The sequence below is a fragment of the Stenotrophomonas sp. GQ19 genome (genome assembly GCF_059758695.1).
Genome location: NZ_JCAXES010000001.1, coordinates 321,794 through 342,262 on the forward strand (window position 1 = coordinate 321,794; position 20,469 = coordinate 342,262).

The following is a 20,469-nucleotide window of genomic DNA, read 5'->3' on the forward strand; positions in this document are numbered from 1 at the left end:
TCAGCGCAGCAGGCTGAGCACGTTCTGCGGCACCTGGTTGGCCTGGGCCAGCATGGCCGTACCGGCCTGCTGCAGGATCTGGGTGCGGGTCAGCTCTGCGGTTTCCTTGGCGAAGTCGGTATCGCGGATGCGGCTACGCGAGGCCGACAGGTTCTCCGTGGAGGTCTGCAGGTTGGCAACGACCGAGGTGAAGCGGTTCTGCACGGCGCCCAGGTCGGCACGGGTGCTGTTGATCGAACCCAGCGCCTTGTCGACGATCTCCAGGGCCTGCTGTGCACCCTTCACGCTGTCGATGTTGACGTCCTTGAGCAGCTTGCCGGTCGGTGCAGCCGGGGTCGGAGTCGGCACGCCCGAGTTGAAGCCAGTGACGCCTGCGCTCGTGCCTGCGGTCACGGTCATGGCGGTAAAGTCCCCATCCTTGTTGACGCTTTCCTTTACCGAGGTCAGGTTGATCTTGCCCGCGGCGCCATCGACTTCGGCGTAGACGCCGGTTTCGCCGATCTTGGCGTTGACGGCAGTGGCCACCGCCTGCACCAGCGCCTTCTGGTCGTCGGCAGCGACGCCGGTGGAGGTGATTTCAACCTTGTCGATGGTGATCGCCGCCGCCATGCCGCCGCCGCCGATCTTCAGGCCGTCGAAGGAAATGGTTTTGCCCTTGTCAGCCGCAACCGAACCGCCGGCAGCAACGGTGATTGAGTTGCTGTCAAACACGGCGTTGCCCAGCGCGTCGGCCTTGGCGTCCACCACCTTGTCGATGGCGATGGCCTGGCCGGCGTTGGCGCCGACCTGGAACAGCTGGCTGGAGAACGAGCCGTCCAGCAGCTTGGTGCCGTTGAAGTCGGACTGCTTGGCCACGCGGTCGATTTCGCTGACCAGCTGGGTCACTTCGGCCTGCAGGGCCTTGCGGTCGCTGGCCGAGTTGGTGGCGTTGGACGCCTGCACGGCCAGTTCACGGACGCGCTGCAGGTTGTTGCCGATTTCAGTCAGCGAACCTTCGGCGACCTGGGCCAGCGAGATGCCGTCGTTGGCATTGCGGATGGCCACGTCGGTGCCGCGGATCTGGGTGCCGAAGCGCTCGGAGATCGCCAGGCCAGCCGCGTCGTCCTTGGCGCTGTTGATGCGCGAACCCGACGACAGGCGCTGGATGGTGGTGGCCAGGGAGCTGCCGCTGGTGCTCAGGTTACGCTGAGCATTCAACGACATCGTGTTGGTATTGATGACTTGTGCCATGGGAAGAGGTCCTTGAGCGGTTGCACGTGATTTGGGTTAGACGCTCATGACGTGCTTCAGGAGCGGCTCATGTCAGCGCTGCAACAGGCTGAGCACGTTCTGCGGCACCTGGTTGGCCTGGGCCAGCATGGCCGTACCGGCCTGCTGCAGGATCTGGGTGCGGGTCAGCTCTGCGGTTTCCTTGGCGAAGTCGGTATCGCGGATGCGGCTGCGCGAGGCGGACAGGTTTTCCGAGGAGGTCTGCAGGTTTGCGACGACGGAAGTGAAGCGGTTCTGGATGGCACCGAGGTCGGCGCGGACGCTGTTGACCGATTCCAGGGCCTTGTCGACAATTTCCAGTGCCTTCTGTGCGCCGACGTAGGACGAGACGTCCAGGTCCTGCACGAAGCTGGAGGTGGCGGTGGCGGCAACCGAGCTGGGCGCGGCGGCGGTGGAGTCGGCCAGGCCGAGCTGGGCGGCGCCGTCGATGACCAGGTCGCGGTCGGCCTGGACCGAGGTCAGCTTCAGGCGGTGGGTGTCGGGGGTGCCGGCGGTGGTGACCACTTCGGCATAGACACCGGCTTCGCCGATCTTGCTGTTGATCTGGGCCGCGGCGGAGGCGGCAAACTCGGCGGTGGTCTTGCCGGTGATGGTGCCGATGGCGGCGCCGTTGATGGTGACGCCGGCCAGGTCGGTGATGGTGGCGACGTCGGCGGTGCTGTCCACGGGGGCGGCGAACTTGGCGTTGCCCAGCGAGCTGGCCTTGGCGTCGACGACGTTGTTGATGGCAATGGCCTGGCCGGCGTTGGCGCCGACCTGGAACAGCTGGCTGGTGAAGCTGCCGTCGAGGAGCTTGGTGCCGTTGAAGTCGGACTGTTTGGCGACGCGGTCGATTTCGCTGACGAGCTGGGTGACTTCGGCCTGGAGGGCCTTGCGGTCGCTGGCGGAGTTGGTGGCGTTGGAGGCCTGGACGGCCAGTTCGCGGACGCGCTGCAGGTTGTTGCCGATTTCGCTCAGGGAGCCTTCGGCGACCTGGGCCAGCGAGATGCCGTCGTTGGCATTGCGGATGGCGACGTCGGTGCCGCGGATCTGGGTGCCGAAGCGCTCGCTGATGGCCAGGCCGGCGGCGTCGTCTTTCGCGCTGTTGATGCGCAGACCAGACGAGAGGCGCTGGATGGTGGTAGCGAGCGAGCTGCCGCTGGTGCTCAGGTTGCGCTGAGCGTTGAGCGACATCGTATTGGTGTTGATTACCTGTGCCATGGGTCGTCTCCCTTATTGGAATCCCGGTGGTGAATGGAACGAAGCGCCGCCGTTTTTTTTTGTTTGGCTGTGTGCTTCGCTGTTGCCAAATCAATAACGGCGCTTTGTCAACAACCTTTAGGCGGAAATCTCGCTGGGGTTGCTGCTGGTGCCGTCCGGGGCCTTGGCTGTGCTCCCCGATAGAAGGGTTAACGGCGCGGGAGGCGGAAATTGAAGGGGTTTTCACGCGTAACGCCGGGCGCGGCCGGGCTCGCGCCGTAGAGCCGGGCTCTGCCCGGCTTGTACCCACAGCCCCACGTAGAGCCGGGCTCTGCCCGGCTTGCATCCACAGCCACAGCCAAAGCCAGGCGCCGCATCGGCCACGTCCTGGGAGGCCCGGCCCGGGTGGGTTGGCGGGACACGCCGTAAACCCATCCATGGGGGCTCGTGAGCGCCATCCATGGCGCCCAACGGTCCCGCCAACCCACCCGGGCCGGGCCTTCCTGAGTAGGTCGGTGCCCAAGGAAGAGGCGGTAGAGCAGGGGCGGTAGAGCAGGGCACCGGCTGCCGCTTCGACACGGTCAAGGCGCCCACGCACCACAAACACCGACGCGGCATGACGCCGGTAGGGTCGGTTCCCAAACGACTGCCGATACCCTGCATCGGCGCGACGAACGCATGCTGCGCGTCGAAGAACGCTCGCGTGCTATCACGCGCGCGGAATCCCGCCAGGCGTCGGCTGCGCGCGGGCGCGCTTGACGACGCACAACAAAAAAGGCCGCGATGCTGTTCGCATCGCGGCCTTCAGGCCTTCCCGCTGTTTCGTAACGCGCTGTCAGCGCAGCGTGTTGAACAACGACATCTGCTGCATCTGCGAGAACAGGGTCTGCGCGGCCTGCAGGGCGGTGCTTTCCAGCTGGTACTGGCTGATGGCGTCGGCGTAGTCCAGGTCGCGCATCTGCGACAGCGTGCCCTTGAGGGTGACGGTGTTGGATTCGCGCATGTCCGCGGCATTGTCCAGCGCCTTGAGCTGGGCACCGCCGGCGGCGCGGGAGTCGATCATGCGTTCGGAGGCACGGGCGACGTCGCGCAGGCCGCTTTGCAGGAGGTTCTGCTGGGCGGCGGACTGGCTGGCGCTGCCGGTGTCCATTTTCAACGAGCCGATCAGGCTGTCCAGGGTGCTGAAGATGTCGCGGCTGGTGGCGGGGCTTACGTTGAAGGTGTCGCCGGCGGCCGGCTTGCCATCCACGTGCAGGCGCACGCCATTGAGCACCAGGTCGTCGCCGGCCTTCATGGTGCCGGTGGACACCACCGTGCCGGTGTCGTCGAGCAGCTCGTACTGGTCGGCGGCGGTGAAGCGGACACTGAAGGCCTTGCCGTCCCAGCTGTTGCTGCCGTCGCGGGTGACGTTGGTGAGCACGCCGGTGCCGGTGTTGCCGGTGGCCGCCGCACCATCCACGTGGCCGTCGCCGGTGCCAATGCGCAGGAAGATCTCGCTGCCGGGCAGGGCGTCGAGCACGTAGGTGTCCGGGCCCACTTCCACCTGGCGCTGGTTCTGGTCGCCGTTGTAGACCACCTTGCCGTCGACCTGGCTGAAGGGCGGGCTGCCGTCGGCGGTGCCGCCGAACAGGTAGCGGCCGGTGCCGTCGGTGCTGTTGGCCAGGGCCAGCAGGTTGCTGCGGATCGCTTCGATCTCGGTGACCATCGACTGCTTGTCGGAGGAGGCCAGCGCCGGATTATTGGCGTAGATGGTCAGTTCGGTGATGCGGCCCATCATGTCACCGACCTGGGCCAGTGCGTTTTCCTGCAGGCCCAGCCGGTTCTGCACGTTGCCGGCGTTGAGTTGCATGCGGTCCAGCGAGGCCAGCGTGCGGTCCAGGCCCACGGCGGCGCCGGAGGCGACCGGGTCGTCCTTGGCGGTCACCAGGCGGCGGCCGGTGGCGATCTGCTGTTCCAGGTGGCTCATCTTGGCCTGCTTGGCCATCATCAACGAGACCGACTGGCTGAACATCATGCCGGTGGAGATACGATTGTTCATCGGCCTACGGCTCCGAGGATGGTCTGGAACATGGTGTCGGCGGTGGAGATCAGCTGCGAGGCGGCCTGGTAGGCCTGTTGCAGCCGCAGCATGTCGGCGGCCTCCTCATCGAGGTTGACCCCGGAAATCGAATCGCGCGCGGACTGCGCCTGGTCGGTGATGACCTGCTGGGCCTGCAGTGAGTAATCGGCCGAGCGTGCGGCCGCACCCACCTGCGTGGTCAGCCCGCCGAGGGCGCCGCTCAGGGTAACGGTGCCGTCGTTGAAGGCCTTGGCCTGTTCCACCTTCGCCAGCAGCAGCGCGTTGCTGTTGTCCGACGAGCCGGCCGGGGTCGGCCCGATGTTGAAGGTGTCGCCGGTCTTGGGCGCGCCATCGAGCACGAAGCTCCAGCCGTTGGCGCTGATGGTCTGGCCAGCCGTGTAGGTGAACGGGCCGGCGCCATCCAGCGTGTACTGGGTGCCGCTGGTGAACACGATCGCGGCCGGGTTGCGCAGCGCGGCGTTGCCGTGGTCGGTCACCTTGACCCCGGTCAGTTTGCCGGTGCCGCTATTGGACAGGGCGGCGGTGCCCTTGATCGGGGCGGCCGCGGCAATGCGCGAGGTGTCGGTGATGGCCACCGACATCGTGCCGGCCACGCCGGCGGTGGGCTGCAGCAGCATGCGGTCGTTCACCGCCGGGGTGCCGGTCATCACCAGCTCCACGCCATTGAGCACCAGCGGGTCGGTGGCGGTGCCGGTACCGGTCATGGCGATCGCCACGCCGGTGTCGGCACGGCTGGCCTGCCACTGGGTACCGTCGAACTTCAGCACCACGTTCTGCCCGTCCAGCTTGGACAGGTCGCCGAAGCTGGCGGTCATGCTGGCGGTACCGGCATTGCCGGCATGGCCGGTGATGCGCGGCGCGCCGATGTTGAAGAAGTCGCCGCCCAGGTTGCCGTACAGGTCCGCACCCTGGCGGTGCACGTCGTTGAAGCTGCTGGCCATGCCGATCGCCAGCTTGCCCAGTTCGGCCTGGGTGGGGGTCAGGACGGTGTCGCGGAATTCCAGCAGGCCGCCGATCTGGCCGCCGAGCGTCTTCGATTCCAGGGTGATCTTCTGGCCGGCACTTTCCAGCGCCAGCTGCAGGCGCTCGGGCATGTACGGGTCGGATACGGTGGTGACCTTGGACGCGGTGGTGCCCACCACCAGCGCCTGGCCACCGGCCGTGTAGACGTTCATGATGCCGCCGTCCTGCATCACCGCATTGCCGCCGGTGTAGCCGACCAGATTGGCGATCAGCTGGTCGCGACGGTCCAGCAGGTCCGGCGCCGCATTGGCCGCGTTGCCGCCGATGGCGCCGTTGAGCTGCGCGATTTCCTTGGCCAGCCGGTTGATCTCGCTGGCGCCAGCGATCAGGCCGTTGTTGACCTCGCCGTTGAGCGTATTGAGCTGGCCGTTGAGCTGCTGGAAGCGGCTGGCCAGGGTCTTGCCCCCGTCCAGCATGTTCTGGCGGTCGGCGGTGCCGGAGGCGTTGGAGGACAGGCCGCTGACGGTGTCGAAGAAGCTGGACCAGACCCCGGACACGTTGGTGGCGGTATCGGAGAACATCGCATCGACCCGGTCGGCCATGCTGGACAGCTGCTTCAGCCGCGCCAGTTCGCCGCTGCCATCGAGCAGCCGCGAGATCGCCAGCTGGTCGGCCACGCGGCGGATGTCGCTGATGCGCGTGCCATTGCCCACGTCGCCATAACCGAAGTTCTGCGGGTTGGCGGTGGCGAAGTCGACCTTCTGCCGGCTGTAGCCGGGCGTGTTGATGTTGGCGACGTTATGGCTGGTGGTCGCCAACGCCCGCTGGAAAGCGAGCAGGGCGCTGGTGCCGGTGGAAAGTACGCTGGACATGGGTTACCTCAACGACGGATGACACCCAGCCCGGTCGGGCTGGCGGTGCTGGCAAAGGTGCGGCCCAGCTGCTGGCTGGCGTCGCCCACGGCGGCGATGGCGCGCTCGATGGTCGGGCCGCCGGCAATCGCGGCGATCTTGGCCGCGTAGCTGGGATCGGTGGCGTAGCCGGCCTTCTGCAGGCCCTGGGCAAAGCCGCGGACATCGCCACCGGCCTGCAGCGCGTTTTGATAACGCGGGCTGTTCTTGAGCAGTTTCACGTAGTCGGCAAAGCTGTCACCCACCGAGGTGTAGGCACGGAAGCTGGCGGTTTCGTTGCGGCGCACGCCGTCCACATATTCATGCGTGCCGCTGCTGGCGCGTTCGCCGCTCCAACCGGTGGCCTTGATTCCGAACAGGTTGTGCGAGCTGCCGCCGCCGTTGCGCTGCACCAGCTTGCGACCCCAGCCGGTTTCCAGCGCGGCCTGGGCGACCAGCGCCTTGGCGTCCACGCCCAGTTCGCGCGCGGCCTGCTGCGCGTGGCCCCAGATGCTGGCCACGAAGCCTTCCGGCGTGTGCGGGCCAAGCTTCGCGGCGGCGGTGTTGGCCGCCAAGGTATCGACCGCGCCCGGCCCGCGCGCGGTGTCGTTGACCCCGCTCCAGCGGTCGTTGGCCAGCGCCGCCCAGTTTTCCTGGGTGGGCTCGCTCACGCCCGGCGGCGTGGCATACGGATCGCTGCGCCCGATCGCCTCGTGCATCTGGCTGCTTTCGCGGCCGGCGATCAGGTCCAGGGCGCGCTCCATCGGCTGCAGCACCGCCGACGGATCGGCGCCACGCAGCTGCTGCAGCAGGTCCACTTCGCTCGGCGCGCTGGCCGGGGCGGTGCCAGTCGGCAGCGCCATCGGCGTGGCGGCAGGCGCATTGAGCCGGTAGGCTCGCAGCGCCGCCGCCGGGTTCAATGCGGTGTCGGTCGGCTTGGCCGCGTCGGCCTCCGCGCCGCCGAGCTGGCGGGTGATCATCGCCGACAGTCCCAGGCCGCGGCCGCGGGTCATCGCCTCGGCGATCTTCTTGTCGTACATCTCGCGGAACATGGTGTTTTCGGCGGGGAACAGCGAATCGCCGAAGCTGGCATCGCGCATGCTCTTGACCAGCATCTGCGCGAACTGGCCTTCCAGCTGGCGCGCCACCTTGTCGACCTTGGCCGGGCTGTTGGCCTGGGCCGGATTGAGTTCCAGTGCGGGATTGATGCGCATGTCAGATCACCTCGAGTTCGGCGCTCAGCGCGCCGGCCTGCTTGAGGGCTTCCAGGATGGCGATCAGGTCGCCGGGGGCCGCGCCCACCGCGTTGACCGCGTGCACGATCTCGTCCAGCGTGGTGCCGCCGGTGAACTTGAACATGCGGCTGCCATCGTTGGTGGCGGTGATGGTGGACTGCGGCGTGGCCACGGTCTGGCCATTGCCGAACGCGTTGGGCTGGCTGACGTTGGTGTTCTCGTTGATGGTCACGGTCAGCGAGCCATGCGAAATGGCCGCCGCGCCCACCCGCACCTGCGAGCCGATCACCACCGTGCCGGTCCGCGCGTTGACCACCACCTTGGCCGGCGCACTGCCGGGGGTGAGTTCCAGGTTCTCGATGCGGGCCAGCAGACCGATGCGCGCGCCCGGGTCGCTGGGCGACTGCACCGACACCGTCACGCCGTCGATCGCGCGCGCCGCGCCATCACCAAAGGCGTTGTTGAGCGCGGCGACCATGCGCGACACCGTGGTGAAGTCATTCTTGTGCAGGTTCAGGGTGATGTCGCCGCCGCCGTTGAACACGTCCGGCAGGGCGCGCTCGACGGTGGCGCCGTTGGGAATGCGGCCAACGCTGGGCACGTTCACCGACACCCGCGACCCGTCCTTGCCCTGCGCACCGAACCCGCCAACCACCAGGTTGCCCTGGGCGATCGCATAGACCTGGCCGTCGGCACCGCGCAGCGGCGCCATCAGCAGCGAGCCGCCGCGCAGCGACACCGCGTTGCCGATCGACGACACGGTGATGTCGATCGGCTGGCCCGGCTTGGCGAACGGCGGCAGCTCGGCATGGATGGCCACGGCCGCCACATTCTTCAGCTGCGGGTTGACGTTCGCCGGCACATTGACGCCCAGCTCGCCCAGCAGGTTCTTCAGGCTCTGCACGGTGAAGGGCGCCTGGCTGGTGCGGTCGCCGCTGCCGTCCAGGCCAACCACCAGGCCATAGCCCACCAGCGCGTTGGTACGCACGCCGCCCACCTGGGCCAGGTCCTTGATGCGCTCGGCAGACGCCGGGGCAACCACCGCGAACACGGCCAGCAGCGCCAGCACCGCGCGCATCGGGTAGAGCGATGCCGCGCGTCGCTGCTTTGCCGCGTAGAGCGACGCCATGCGTCGCTGCCCGAACAGGGAGAAGAAGGAGGTCATGTCAGGCTCAGAGCGGCGTCAACGCCGAGTTGAAGAAGCGGCTCAGCCAGCCCATTGCATTGGACTGGGCAACCGGGCCGCGGCCGCCGTAGACGATGCGGGCATCGGCAACGCGGCTGGACGGAATGGTGTTGTCGGGGAAGATGTCCGCGGCGCGCACGATGCCCTGTACCTGCACCAGCTCGTCGCCCTGGTTCAAGCGCAGGTTCTTGGCGCCCTGGACCACCAGGTTGCCGTTGGGCAGGCGCTGCACCACCGTGACGGTCACGCTGCCCTGCAGGCGGTTGCTCTGCGCGCTGGTGCCCTTGCCGGTGAAGTCGCGCGAACCGGCGGCACTGGCGGCCAGGATGTCCTTGCCGCCCAGCGTCACCGGTGCGCCGAACAGGGTCGGGGTGCCGATGCTCAGCTCCGATTCCTTGGCTGTGGTGGTGTTGGCGGTGGTCTGCGCGGTGGTGCTTTCGGTCAGGGTGATAGTCAGCAGGTCGCCGACATCACGCGCGCGGCGGTCCGAGTACAGCTGCAGGCCGGGGCCGGCGGCGTAGATCGCACCGGCGGTAGCCTGCGCGCTGGGCGCCACGATCGGGGTGATCGGCGCCATCGCCGGGTAGGGCCGGACATCGCCGGCGATGACGCAGCCGCCGAGCAGGGCGACCACGGAGCTGGCAAGCAACAGGCGAAGGGTAGGGCGCAGGGGCAACATGGCAGTTCTTCCGGTTCGGCCGATCAGACGTTCTGGTTGAGGTAACCGAGCATCGCGTCGGTGGTGGAGATCGCCTTGGCGTTCATTTCGTAGGCGCGCTGGGTTTCGATCATCGACACCAGCTCTTCGACCACGTTGACGTTGCTGCCTTCCAGCGCGCCCTGCACCACGCCGCCCAGGCCGTTCAGGCCGGGGTTGCCGTTCTGTGCCGGGCCCGAGGCGGTGGTTTCCAGGAACAGGTTTTCACCGCGTGCCTGCAGGCCGGCCGGGTTGACGAAGTCGGTCAGGGTCAGCGCGCCGATCTCCACCGAGGCGGCGTCGTCGGCCATCTTCACGCTGATGGTGCCGTCGGTGCCGATCGTGAGCGACTGCGCGCCTTCGGGAATCTGGATGCCCGGCTGCACCGGGTAGCCGCTGTTGGTGACCAGTTCGCCCTGCTGGTTGCGCTGGAACGAGCCGTCACGGGTGTAGGCCGAGGAACCGTCGGGCATCTGCACTTCGAAGAAGCCGCGGCCGTTGACCATCACGTCCAGTGCGCGACCGGTCTGCTGCTGGCTGCCCTGCTCGAAGTTCTTCGAGGTGGCCACCACGCGCACGCCGGTGCCCAGCTGCAGGCCGGTGGGCAGCTGGGTCTGCGCCGAGGACGCGCCACCGGGCTGCCGCACCTGCTGGTACAGCAGGTCTTCGAAACTGGCACGGTCCTGCTTGAAACCGGTGGTGTTGGTGTTGGCGAGGTTGTTGGAAACCACCGACATGCGCGTCTGCTGCGCATCCAGTCCGGTCTTGGCGATCCACAATGCCTGGTTCATGGCGATGTTCCTTTGTCTGTTGCGGGTGGCCGCATGGGGCGGCCGTTACAGGAGCGAATGCATGGCGCGTGCCAGAACCGCGCCGGAAAGCCGTCACCGGGGCGATCAGCCACCCAGGCGCAGCAGGCTGTTGGCGCTGCGGGCGTTGTCGTCGCCGTGCTTGATCACCTTCACCTGCATTTCGTACTGGCGCTGCAGCTGGATCATCTGCACCAGCGCACCGGCGGCATCGACGTTGCTGCCTTCCAGCTGGCCGCTTTCCAGCGACTTGCCCTGGGCCTGCACGAACGGCTGCTGCGGGTCGGTGTTGCGCATCAGCCCGTCCAGGCCACGCTCCAGCCGTTCGTCGGCGGCGGCGACCACGCGGACCCGGCCGATGTTGGCCATGGTCTGCGGGCCTTCGCCGAGCGGAATGATCGAGATCGTGCCGTCGTTGCCGATGTCCATCGCCTGGTGCGGCGGAATGGCGATCGGCGCGCCGTTCTCGTCCAGCACCGGGTGGCCGCCGGCGGTCACCAGCTGGCCATTGGGCGTGATCGAGAGCGCCGCACCGCGGGTGTAGGCTTCACCGCCACCGGCCGGGGCCTGCACCGCCAGCCAGTTGCCTGACTGCAGCGACAGGTCCAGCGGGTTGCCGGTGATCTGCTGCGCGCCCATGCGCCGGTTGAAGCCGGCGTCGACGTGCAGGGCGTCCACGCGCGAGGCATAGCCGGTGCCCTTGATCGGGAAGGCCTCGGTGTTGGCGAGGGCTTCCTTGAAGCCAGGGGTATCGGTGTTGGCCAGGTTGTGCGAGAGCGTGCCCTGTGCCTGCAGCGACGCGCGTGCACCGGTCATCGCTACGTAGAGCGCCTTGTCCATCGTCTTGTTCCCGTGATGCGGTCAGTGGCTCATCAACGGATGTTGATGATGGTCTGGGTGATCTGGTCCATGGTCGAGACCATCTGCGAATTGGCCTGGAAGTTGCGCTGGGCCGTGATCATGTTGACCAGCTGCTCGGTCAGGTCGACCGTGGAGGCTTCCAGCGAACCGGCCTGGACCTTGCCCAGGTTGGAGCTGTCCGGCGAGCCGGTGCGCGGGGTGCCCGAGCTGAAGGTTTCCACCCACAGGTTGTTGCCCTTGGCTTCCAGCCCCTGGGTGTTGTTGAAGGTGGTCAGTGCCACCTGGCCCAGTGCCTTGTCATCGCCGTTGGAGTAACGCGCGTAGACCACGCCGTCTTCGGACACGGTGATCTCGTTGAGCTTGCCGGCCGCGTAGCCATCCTGCTGGGTGTTGCGCAGCGCGAACTTCTCGCCGTACTGGGTGGAGCCGGAGATGTCCAGGGTCAGCGCCAGCTGGCCGGCACCGGTGCTCGGGGTGAACGGGGTCAGGGTGATCTGGCCGTTGGCCGGGGAGGTCAGCGCGCCGGCGTTGTTGAAGGTCAGCGCAGTGGGGGCGCCCGCAGCCTGCCCGTCCACATAGTTGTAGACCTGCCATTCGTTGGGGTTGGCGGTCTTGACGAAGTACGAGGTCTGGGTGTGGCTCACGCCCAGCGAGTCGTACACGGTGATGCCGCCGGTGGACTGGCTGTAGCTGTTGGAGTCGGTCGGGCTGAACGGGTTGACCGTCGGCACCTTGGCGTCGGCGGGCAGGGTGAAGCTGACGTTGACCTTGCTGGTCTGCTTGGGCGGGCTGTCGGTGGTGAGCAGCTGCAGGTCGACCAGGCGGCCGGCATCGAAGCTGGTGCCGTCGGCGTTCGGGGCGAACACCTGCAGGCGCGCGCCCTGCGGGTTGGTCACGTAGCCGGCCTGGTCGGTCTGGAAGTTGCCGGCGCGCGAGTACACGCGGGCGCCGTTCATGGACATGGTGAAGAAGCCCTCACCGGAAATGGCCATGTCCAGGCTGCGCCCGGTCTGTTCGTTGTTGCCCTGCGAGAACTGCTGGGCCACGTTGGTCAGGCGCACGCCCTGGCCGATGGCATTCTTGGACAGGCCGTAGCTGGTGGCCGAGAACAGGTCGGCGAACTCGGCGCGCGACTGCTTGAAGCCGGTGGTGTTGACGTTGGCGATGTTGTTCGCGGTGACGTTCAGATCGGCATTGGCAGCGTTGATGCCGGACAACGAGACATTGAAGCCCATGGGATTGCTCCTGGTATGCGGGGTGGGGCGGCTCAGCTGATGCGGAGCACGTAGTCGATCGGGGCCGTGCCCAGGCCCTTGAGGTTGAGGTACAGCCCATCGGAGCCGACGGTGACGCTTTCCACCGGGGCTTCGACGTAGGTGTTGGCCTTGGTCTTGGCGCCGGCGCTGTCGGTGAAGGTGGCCGCGAGGGTGTAGCTGCCGGCCGGCATGCGGTTGCCGTTGGCGTCCTTGCCGTCCCATTCGAAGGTGACTTCGCCGGCGGCCTTGGCTTCCACGCTGAGCGTGTTGACCTTGACCCCGTTGGCATCGGTGATGTCCACGTTGACGAAGCCGGCGCCGGGCGCGGCGACCATGCCGTTGGTGGCCCCTTCGGTTTCCAGCGACCACTTGGTGGAGGGAATCAGCACGTCGTGGCCGACCAGGGCGGCACCGCGCAGGATCTGGTCCCCGGACATCTGGTCCTGGAAGCCCTTCACGGTGGTGTTGAGGTCGGTGATGCCCTGCACCTGCGACAGCTGCGCCATCTGCGCCACCATCTGGGTGTTGTCCATCGGCTTGAGCGGGTCCTGGTGCTGCAGCTGCTCGGTCATCAGGCGCAGGAAGTCGGCCTGGTCCAGGGTGCTTTTCTTCTTGCTGGTGTCGCTGTTGGGTGCGTTGAGGCCTAGCGCGGAATAGATATCGCTGCCCTGGCCGACGCCGCTGGTGCTGCTCATGACGGTATGTCCTGTGGAATGAAGGGTCAGCGACCCATGGTCAAGGTGGCCAGCGCCAGTTCCTTGGCGGTGGTCAGCATTTCCACGCCCGCCTGGTAATTGCGCGAGGTGGAGATGAGGTTGACCATCTGCGCGACCGGATCGACGTCGGGCTGGTAGATGTAGCCATCGCCGTCGGCGAGGGGGTGGCCAGGCTCGTAGCGCTTGATGGGCGCGGCGTCGCTCTGGCTGATTTCCTTGACCTGGACGGTGGTGATGTTGGGGTCGGTGCGGCTGGTGACCGACTGGAAGATGGGTTCGAGCGGCTTGTAGACGGTCTCGGCCGAGCCGGTCACGGTGTCGGCGTTGGAGAGGTTGGAGGCGATGGTGCTCATGCGCACGGACTGGGCCTGGAGGGCCGAGCCGGCGATGTCGAAAATGGGGAGGTTGCTCATGGCTTATTGGCCTGTGATGGCGGTGAGCATGGAGCGCACCTTGGATTCGACGAAGCTGAGCGAGGCGCGGTATTCCAGCGCGGCGCGGCCATAGGCGGCCCGTTCGGCATCGGGGTCGACTGTGTTGCCGTCGATGCTGGGCTGGACGCCTTCCTTGGCAATCTGGAAGGGGTTGAGGCCGCCGCCGATGGCGTAGTGCTGTTCGTTGGTGGTTTTCATGAGGCCGTTGCTGTCCAGGCCCTGGGCATTGCGCAGGGCGGCATCAAAGTCGAGGTCCTGGGCCTTGTACCCGGGGGTGTCGGCATTGCTCAGGTTGCTGGCGATGAGCTTCATCCGCTGCTCGCGCAACGGCATGGCCTGGGCATGGACCCCCAGATAGTCGGAAATCAGATTGGGCATGGCGCGCTCCCACGGGACGATGGGGGGAGCGGTGCAAGGGCTGTGCCAGTGGGTGGGCGGTGACGGATGCGGCGCTAGTCATTCCTGCGCGGGGCGAGAGGCGGTAGACCCTGCCGGGACACGCCGTAAATCCGTCCCTGGAGGCTCGTGGGCGCCATCCATGGCGCCCAACGGTCCCGGCAGCGTCTACCGCCTCTCGCCCGGACAGGTCTGCATCGTCGGACGGAAATGCCACAGCCGGCTTCGGGAGGAGGGGTAGTGCCGGCCGCTGGCCGGCAACGCCTGCTGCGCAGGCGCGTAGAGCCGGGCTCTGCCCGGCTGCGGCACCCTGACGCCCACAAAAAAGCCCAGCAGGGGCTGGGCGTGATGATGAAACGATGCCGCGTTGTACCGGCGAACGGAATGGAAGGGGCGCCAAGGTAGAGCCGAGCGTTGCTCGGCTGCTTCACCTCAGCCCCAATAGATAAGCGGGCGCCGACCCACTGTCAGGGGGCGGGGTGGGTGGGGTTGCGGGGCCCTGAGCCGCATGGATGCGGCGACGGAGCTTACAGGGACGTACTTGCAGCGTGCCCCGCGGCCCCACCCATCCCGACCCGGCCTCAGCGAACCAACCGCCCCGCAATCAAGCCGCCATCGCCACCTTCCGCAAACGATCCAGCACGAAATCGGCCAGTTCGTGCGGGGAATACTTGGCCACGAACGCGTTGGCGCCCACCCGCTCGACCATCGCGTTGTTGAAAACGCCCGACAGCGAGGTATGCAGCAGCACGTACAACCCGGCCAGGCCGGGGTGGCGACGGATTTCCGTCGTCAGCGTGTAGCCGTCCATCGCCGGCATCTCGATGTCCGAGATCACCATCGCATAGCGATCGGCCGGGTTCTCGCCCGAGGCGTGGATCTGGATCAGGTGGTCCAGCGCCTGCTTGCCATCGGAGAGCAGCGTCGCGCCCACCCCCAGCTGGTCCAGCACGCTGCGGATCTGCTGGCGCGCCACCCGCGAATCGTCCACCACCAGCACCTGCAGCTGCGGGCCGTCGGAGGGCAGCGACTGGGCCAACGACGGGTCCAGCACCGCCTCGCCGCGCACCTGGGCGATGTCGGCGAGCACGCTTTCCACGTCGATCACCTGGATCAGCTCGCCCTGGAACCGCGTGACCGCGGTCAGATAGCTCGACTCGGCGCCCAGTTCCGGCGGCGGGTGGATGTCTTCCACCGCGATGTTGACGATCCGTTCCACCCCGCTGACCAGGAAGCCCTGGATCGACCGGTTGAACTCGGTCACCACCAGGTAGCCCGGGGCCTTGTCCGCGTCCGGTTCCCGTTCGGGATGGCCGATGGCCAGGCCCAGGTCCAGCACCGGTACCGAGCGGCCGCGTACATCGGCCACGCCGGCAAACTGGCTGGGCAGCCCGGGTACCTGGAACAGGTCCGGACGGCGCAGGACTTCCTGCACCTTGAACACATTCACGCCAAAAAGCTGGCGTCCGCCGAGCCGGAACAGCAGCAGGGCCAGACGATTGTGGCCGGCCAGGCGCGTACGCTGGTCGATGCGGTTGAGCAGGTCATGTGACATGGAAGGGGTATCGGCGCCAGCGCGGTCGACTTGAGGGCCCGGCACGCCCGCGTCCGGCACGCCGCTTGCAGGACGCTGCCCATGTGCCTTGCCCCTGGAGTCGCCATGCGTTGGATCATCCTTGCCCTGCTTGCCCTTGCCGGCGCGCCTGCGTCTGCCGCCGGTGCCTGGCAGCCGGTGGACAGCATCCGGGCCGCCGCGCTGTCGACCCTGCCGGCCGGCAGCGAAGGCGACACCACCCTCGATTCGGCGTTGCGCCTGCCCATCTGCGGGCAGGGCCTGCGCGCCCAGCCCACCGGCACTACTACAGTAGAAGTGAGTTGCCCCGATGCCGGCGGCTGGCGGCTGTTCGTGCCGGTCAAGATCCGCCGCAACCAGACCGTGCTCATTCTCAACCGTGGCATCGCCGCTGGAGAAACCATCGCCCTGGCCGATATCACGACTGCCCAGCGTGACGTGGCCCGGATTGCCGGGGCGGCGCTGGCCGATCCGGCCGCCGCGGTCGGGCGGGTTGCCCGGCGCACCTTGAGTGCTGGCAGCCTGCTCGCCGCCAACGACCTGGTTGCCCAGCGCCTGGTGCGTCGGGGCGACAGCGTGGCGCTGGTCTCGCGCTTTGGCGGGGTGGAAGTCCGCGTGGCCGGCAAGGCCTTGGCCGATGCCGGTGAAAATGAACGTGTTTCAGTGGAGAATCTGTCCTCACGCAAGGTCGTGCAGGGTACGGTGGCCACCAACGGCGACGTTTTTGTGACGCGCTGAGCACATTGCTGAACCTGCGGCGGAAATCGTCAAAAAAACCGCAGAACCCCCTAAAGATGGCGGTCCCCATGCCGTTATCCCTTGTGAACCGCATTCCCAGGACAACTTCATGAGCCAGAAAATCGACGGCAACCTGCAGGCCACCGCCCATCTGCGCAGCGTCGCGCTTGGCAGCAAGCCGGCAGCCAGCACCGATGGCCCGACCCGTCCGGTCGAGGCTGTCGACAGCCTGCGCCTGACCGGCGAGGCCACCAGCCTGCAGGCCATGCAGCGCGAGCTGAGCACCGCCCCGGCCATCGATGCCGGCCGCGTGCAGGCCGTGCGCGAGTCGCTGCAGAACGGCACCTACAAGATCAACCCCGATGCGATTGCCTCGCGCATGCTCGAGCTGGACCAGCAGCTGCAGGGATGAACCTGGCGATGAGCGAGCCATTGCAGCGCCTCAGCGATGCCTTGGACGTCGAACGCCAGGCATTGGTGGAGCATGACGTGCAGGCGTTGATCCGCGCCACCGGGGCCAAGCTCGACGCGCTGCGTGCGCTCGAGGCCACGCTGCCGGTCGGGCAGGGCGAACGCCTGCAGGAGCTGGCCGAGCGCAACCGCGCCAACGGCGTATTGCTCTCGCGCCGTCGCCGCGAGGTCAACTGGGCGTTGCGCCAGTTGGGCCGCAGCGAAGCGTCCTCGGCGTATGACGCCAAGGGCCAGGCCAACATTCTGCATACGCGGCGGCCGCTGGCCGTCGCCTGATCCGGCCCCTCGCGGGCCGCTGCGCGTGCACGGGCTGTCGTCACGCGGGTCAACGCGTATATTGGGCGCCTGTTTAGACTGCCCGATGTGACCGTGACCGCTTCTTCCAATCTTGTCACCGCACCGCTGCCGCCGCAGCCGGTCCTGCTTGCCCTGTTCGAGCGGGTCAACGAAGGCATGCTGTTGTTCCGTGAGGATGGCAGCGTGGCCCTGGCCAATGCCGCGGTCAGCGAAATGCTCGGCCACGCCGAAGACGCCGCCGGCCTGGGCGCGGCGCAATGGCTGCGCCAGTTGCTGCCGCCGGACGCGCTGGAGCACGCCCGCCAGCACGGCTACTGGAACGGCAGCCTGCCGGTCGGCGAGCGCATGGTCATCGCCCACGTCTACCATCACGAAGACGCGGGCCAGCGCCACTACCTGGCGCTGTTCCGCCGCATCGAAGGCCAGGAAGACTACGAGCGCGAACTGCAGCAGCGCCATGCCGAGCTGCGCCAGGCGTACCTGCGCCTCAACGGCACCCAGGAAAAACTGCTGCAGTCGGAGAAGATGGCCTCCATCGGCCAGCTGGCCGCCGGCGTGGCGCACGAGATCAACAACCCGATCGGTTACGTGCACTCCAACCTGGGCAGCCTGCAGGAGTACCTGCGCAGCCTGTTCACCGTGATCGAAGCGTACGAGCGCGCCCTGCGCGCGCCGGACCCGAAGGCGCTGATCCCGGAGATCGACGATATCCGCACCCGCTTCGACATCGACTTCATCAGCCGCGACCTGCCGCAGCTGATGGCCGAGTCGCGCGAGGGCATCGAGCGGGTCACCCGGATCGTGCGCGACCTGAAGGACTTCTCGTATTCCGGCCGCGACGAATCGTGGAAGCTGGTCGACCTGCATGCCGGGCTTGAGTCCACCATCAACATCATCTGGAACGAGCTCAAGTACAAGGTGACCCTGCAGCGCGAATTCGGCCAGTTGCCGCTGGTGGAATGCCTGCCGTCCGAGCTCAACCAGGTGTACATGAACCTGCTGCTCAACGCCGGCCATGCGATCGCCGATCGCGGCACGATTACGGTGCGCACCGGCGTGGACGGCGACCACGTGTGGGTGGAGTTCGAAGACACCGGCGGCGGCATCTCGCCGGACCTGCGCCAGCGCATCTTCGACCCGTTCTTCACCACCAAGCCGGTGGGCAGCGGCACCGGCCTGGGCCTGTCGATCTCCTACAGCATCGTCAACAAGCACCACGGCCGCATCGACCTGGACAGCACCCCGGGCGTAGGCTCCAGGTTCCGCCTGGTCCTGCCGATCAAACAGCCGCGCTGACGCATCCCGCCACGTAGAGCCGGGCTCTGCCCGGCTACCGACGCACGAGCCGACCGTTGATCGGCCACCGACGCACCCCGCCGGGTAGAGCCGACCGTTGGTCGGCTGCCGACGCACCCCACCGGAGGTAGAGCCGACCGTTGGTCGGCTGCCGACGCACCCACCGGAGGTAGAGCCGACCGTTGGTCGGCTGCCGTCGCACCCCACCGGGGGTAGAGCCGACCGTTGGTCGGCTGCATCGCGCGGGGGCGTCCTAAAGCAGCCGACCAACGGTCGGCTCTACCTCGATGAGGGGCGTCCTCGGTCGTCATCCGGCGCGATGGTTGGCGGTCCTCCGTCGTCATCCCCCCCGATCAATGGCGCCCTCAGTCCTCGTCCACCGCCGGCAGCGCCACCGGCGGCGCCGTATTGGCCCGGCGCTGTTCCTCGTGCGTGCGGAACGCCTGGTGGATGTGCTTGCGCAGCTCGTCGTCGTTCCACGGCTTGGTCAGGAACCGGTAGATCGCGCCGCGGTTGATCGCGTCGGTCACCGTGTTCAAGTCGGTGTAGCCCGACAGCACCAGCCGGATCGTGTCCGGGTACAGCATTTTCACCCGGCCCAGGAACTCGGTGCCGCTCATGTCGCTCATGCGCTGATCGGACAGGATCACCTGCACATCGTTGATCGCCAGCAGGTCGAACGCATCGCGCACGTTGCCAGCCGCCAGGATCCGATAGCCATCGCGACGGAACAGCCGCACCAGCGAGCGCAGCACGTTCTCCTCGTCGTCCAGCAGCAGCAGCGTGCGATCGGGGCGGGTCTCGGCGAAGGCTTCCGGGCGCAGGTAGCGGCGGCGCAGGGTCATGCCGGCCGCATCGGCGGACATCGGCTCGCCGAACAGGTAGCCCTGGAATACGTCGCAGTCGTTGCGCCGCAGGAAGCCCAGTTGCGCCTGCGATTCCACGCCGTTGGCAATCACCGTCATGCCCAGCTGGTGGCCCATGGCGATGATGGCGCGCGCGATCGCCGCCTCGCGGTTGCCGGCCGGCGCGCTCTTGATGAAGCTGCGGTCGATCTTCAGCTTGTCCACCGGGTAGCGCACCAGGGCGCTCAGGCTGGAATCGCCGGTGCCGAAGTTGTCCAGGCTCAGGCTGATCCCTTCGTTGCGCAGGTTGACCAGGGTTTCATGCACGAAATTGACGTTGTTGGTCAGCGCGCTTTCGTTGATCTCCAAGGTCAGCATCTGCGCCGGCACGCCGGCGGCCTGCAGCACCGACATCACTTCGGCGAAGAAGTTCGGGCGCAGCAGCTGCAGCGTGGACACGTTGACGGCGATGGTGAAATCGTCGAAGCCCTGGTCGCGCCACAGCTTGGCCTGCTTCAGCGCGCCTTCCAGCACCCACGTGCCGATCTGCACGATGATGCCCAGCCGCTCGGCGGTGCGCATGAAGCGCTCCGGCACCAGCATGCCCAGCGTGGGCGACTGCCAGCGCAGCAACGCCTCCATGCCCACCACGTGGCCATCGCGCGCACTTACCAGCGGTTGGTAGCGCAGCTTCAACTCGCCATTGGGAATGGCGTCGACGATCTGGCGCGCAATGATGCTCTCGCTGTGCGCACTGGAGGGCGTGTCCACGGCATGGATGCGGACCGCATTGCCGCCTTCGCGGGCGGCCTGGTGCAGGGCGTCCTCGGCGTGGTCAAGCAGGCGCGAGGTGCCGGTGGCATGCTCCGGGCACAGGCTCACGCCCAGTTTGCCGGTCATGAACAGCGTGTACGGCAGCACCGACAACGGCAGTTCCAGCTGCTGCCGGATTTCCTCGGCCAGGTCTTCCGGCAACGGAACGCCGGCACTGCGCGGCACCGCGATCAGGAACTCGTCGCTGCCATGCCGCCACAGCTTGCCGCGGCCGCGCAGGTGGTGCTGCAGGCGTTGGGCCACCAGCACCAGCGCCTGGTCACCGACTTCGGCACTCATGTTCTCGTTGACCGACGCGAAATGGTCGATGTCCACGTGCATCAGCATCAGCGGGGTGCCACCGGAGGCGGCCTCGGTGACCATCGCCTGCAGCTCGGGATTGCCCGCACCCAGGCGCGGTGGTGCGTCCTCGATGCTGACCAGGGGCAGGGAAGGGTTCCACAT

General features: G+C 67.2%; 19 protein-coding genes. 4 read left to right on the forward strand and 15 right to left on the reverse strand.

All coding sequences use genetic code 11. The features are described 5' to 3' along the window. The 14 genes from AC6CHL_RS01345 to AC6CHL_RS01410 form a co-directional block, all read right to left on the reverse strand. Positions 1 to 1,230 (reverse strand): flagellin, encoded by a 1,230-nt coding sequence (locus tag AC6CHL_RS01345; RefSeq protein WP_498292940.1) that lies wholly within the window; start codon positions 1,228 to 1,230, stop codon positions 1 to 3. Positions 1,231 to 1,302: 72 nt separating this feature from the next. After that, a complete protein-coding gene (locus AC6CHL_RS01350; protein ID WP_137189429.1) occupies positions 1,303 to 2,469 on the reverse strand; it encodes a flagellin in 1,167 nt (388 codons plus the stop codon). Positions 2,470 to 3,283: 814 nt separating this feature from the next. After that, positions 3,284 to 4,486, reverse strand: coding sequence for a flagellar hook-associated protein FlgL (flgL, locus tag AC6CHL_RS01355; RefSeq protein WP_369968851.1), 1,203 nt, complete (start codon positions 4,484 to 4,486; stop codon positions 3,284 to 3,286). Further along, a complete protein-coding gene (flgK, locus tag AC6CHL_RS01360; protein WP_038688441.1) occupies positions 4,483 to 6,363 on the reverse strand; it encodes a flagellar hook-associated protein FlgK in 1,881 nt (626 codons plus the stop codon). The genes flgL and flgK overlap by 4 nt, the downstream gene beginning before the upstream one ends. 8 nt (positions 6,364 to 6,371) lie before the next feature. Then, positions 6,372 to 7,595 (reverse strand): flagellar assembly peptidoglycan hydrolase FlgJ, encoded by a 1,224-nt coding sequence (flgJ, locus tag AC6CHL_RS01365; protein ID WP_038688439.1) that lies wholly within the window; start codon positions 7,593 to 7,595, stop codon positions 6,372 to 6,374. Between the two features lies 1 nt (position 7,596). Further along, on the reverse strand, positions 7,597 to 8,694 hold the full coding sequence (locus AC6CHL_RS01370; protein WP_051598989.1) for a flagellar basal body P-ring protein FlgI: 1,098 nt from the start codon (positions 8,692 to 8,694) through the stop codon (positions 7,597 to 7,599). A gap of 94 nt (positions 8,695 to 8,788) precedes the next feature. After that, positions 8,789 to 9,481, reverse strand: a complete 693-nt coding sequence (flgH, locus tag AC6CHL_RS01375) for a flagellar basal body L-ring protein FlgH (protein ID WP_498292943.1) — start codon at positions 9,479 to 9,481, stop codon at positions 8,789 to 8,791. Positions 9,482 to 9,504: 23 nt separating this feature from the next. Next, positions 9,505 to 10,290 (reverse strand): flagellar basal-body rod protein FlgG, encoded by a 786-nt coding sequence (gene flgG, locus AC6CHL_RS01380; RefSeq protein WP_038688435.1) that lies wholly within the window; start codon positions 10,288 to 10,290, stop codon positions 9,505 to 9,507. 105 nt (positions 10,291 to 10,395) lie between these two features. Then, a complete protein-coding gene (locus tag AC6CHL_RS01385; RefSeq protein WP_038688434.1) occupies positions 10,396 to 11,148 on the reverse strand; it encodes a flagellar basal body rod protein FlgF in 753 nt (250 codons plus the stop codon). 32 nt (positions 11,149 to 11,180) lie between these two features. Then, positions 11,181 to 12,404: a flagellar hook protein FlgE gene (gene flgE, locus AC6CHL_RS01390; protein WP_038688432.1), complete on the reverse strand. Its 1,224-nt coding sequence runs from the start codon at positions 12,402 to 12,404 to the stop codon at positions 11,181 to 11,183. 32 nt (positions 12,405 to 12,436) lie between these two features. Then, positions 12,437 to 13,120: a flagellar hook assembly protein FlgD gene (locus AC6CHL_RS01395; protein ID WP_038688431.1), complete on the reverse strand. Its 684-nt coding sequence runs from the start codon at positions 13,118 to 13,120 to the stop codon at positions 12,437 to 12,439. 26 nt (positions 13,121 to 13,146) lie between these two features. Further along, positions 13,147 to 13,554, reverse strand: coding sequence for a flagellar basal body rod protein FlgC (flgC, locus tag AC6CHL_RS01400; protein ID WP_038688429.1), 408 nt, complete (start codon positions 13,552 to 13,554; stop codon positions 13,147 to 13,149). A 3-nt stretch (positions 13,555 to 13,557) separates the two neighbouring features. Beyond that, positions 13,558 to 13,953 carry a flagellar basal body rod protein FlgB gene (gene flgB, locus AC6CHL_RS01405; RefSeq protein ID WP_038688427.1) on the reverse strand — a complete coding sequence of 132 codons (396 nt, stop codon included), beginning with the start codon at positions 13,951 to 13,953 and terminating at the stop codon, positions 13,558 to 13,560. Positions 13,954 to 14,575: 622 nt separating this feature from the next. Then, positions 14,576 to 15,526, reverse strand: coding sequence for a chemotaxis protein (locus AC6CHL_RS01410; protein ID WP_137189436.1), 951 nt, complete (start codon positions 15,524 to 15,526; stop codon positions 14,576 to 14,578). Positions 15,527 to 15,631: 105 nt separating this feature from the next. Here AC6CHL_RS01410 and flgA point away from each other — a divergent pair, with 105 nt between their 5' ends. The 4 genes from flgA to AC6CHL_RS01430 all read left to right on the forward strand — a co-directional run bounded on the left by flgA (position 15,632) and on the right by AC6CHL_RS01430 (position 18,346). Then, a complete protein-coding gene (gene flgA / locus AC6CHL_RS01415) occupies positions 15,632 to 16,282 on the forward strand; it encodes a flagellar basal body P-ring formation chaperone FlgA (RefSeq protein ID WP_038688424.1) in 651 nt (216 codons plus the stop codon). A 109-nt stretch (positions 16,283 to 16,391) separates the two neighbouring features. Beyond that, positions 16,392 to 16,694 (forward strand): flagellar biosynthesis anti-sigma factor FlgM, encoded by a 303-nt coding sequence (gene flgM / locus AC6CHL_RS01420; protein WP_498292946.1) that lies wholly within the window; start codon positions 16,392 to 16,394, stop codon positions 16,692 to 16,694. A 2-nt stretch (positions 16,695 to 16,696) separates the two neighbouring features. After that, the gene (locus AC6CHL_RS01425; protein WP_463272645.1) at positions 16,697 to 17,029 is read left to right on the forward strand and encodes a flagellar protein FlgN; all 333 of its coding nucleotides are present in this window, start codon (positions 16,697 to 16,699) and stop codon (positions 17,027 to 17,029) included. A 177-nt stretch (positions 17,030 to 17,206) separates the two neighbouring features. Beyond that, complete coding sequence (locus AC6CHL_RS01430) at positions 17,207 to 18,346, forward strand: ATP-binding protein (protein WP_498293488.1); 1,140 nt, start codon at positions 17,207 to 17,209, stop codon at positions 18,344 to 18,346. A 365-nt stretch (positions 18,347 to 18,711) separates the two neighbouring features. Here the strand turns inward: AC6CHL_RS01430 and AC6CHL_RS01435 are convergent, their stop codons facing one another. Next, positions 18,712 to 20,469: an EAL domain-containing protein gene (locus AC6CHL_RS01435; RefSeq protein ID WP_038688418.1), complete on the reverse strand. Its 1,758-nt coding sequence runs from the start codon at positions 20,467 to 20,469 to the stop codon at positions 18,712 to 18,714.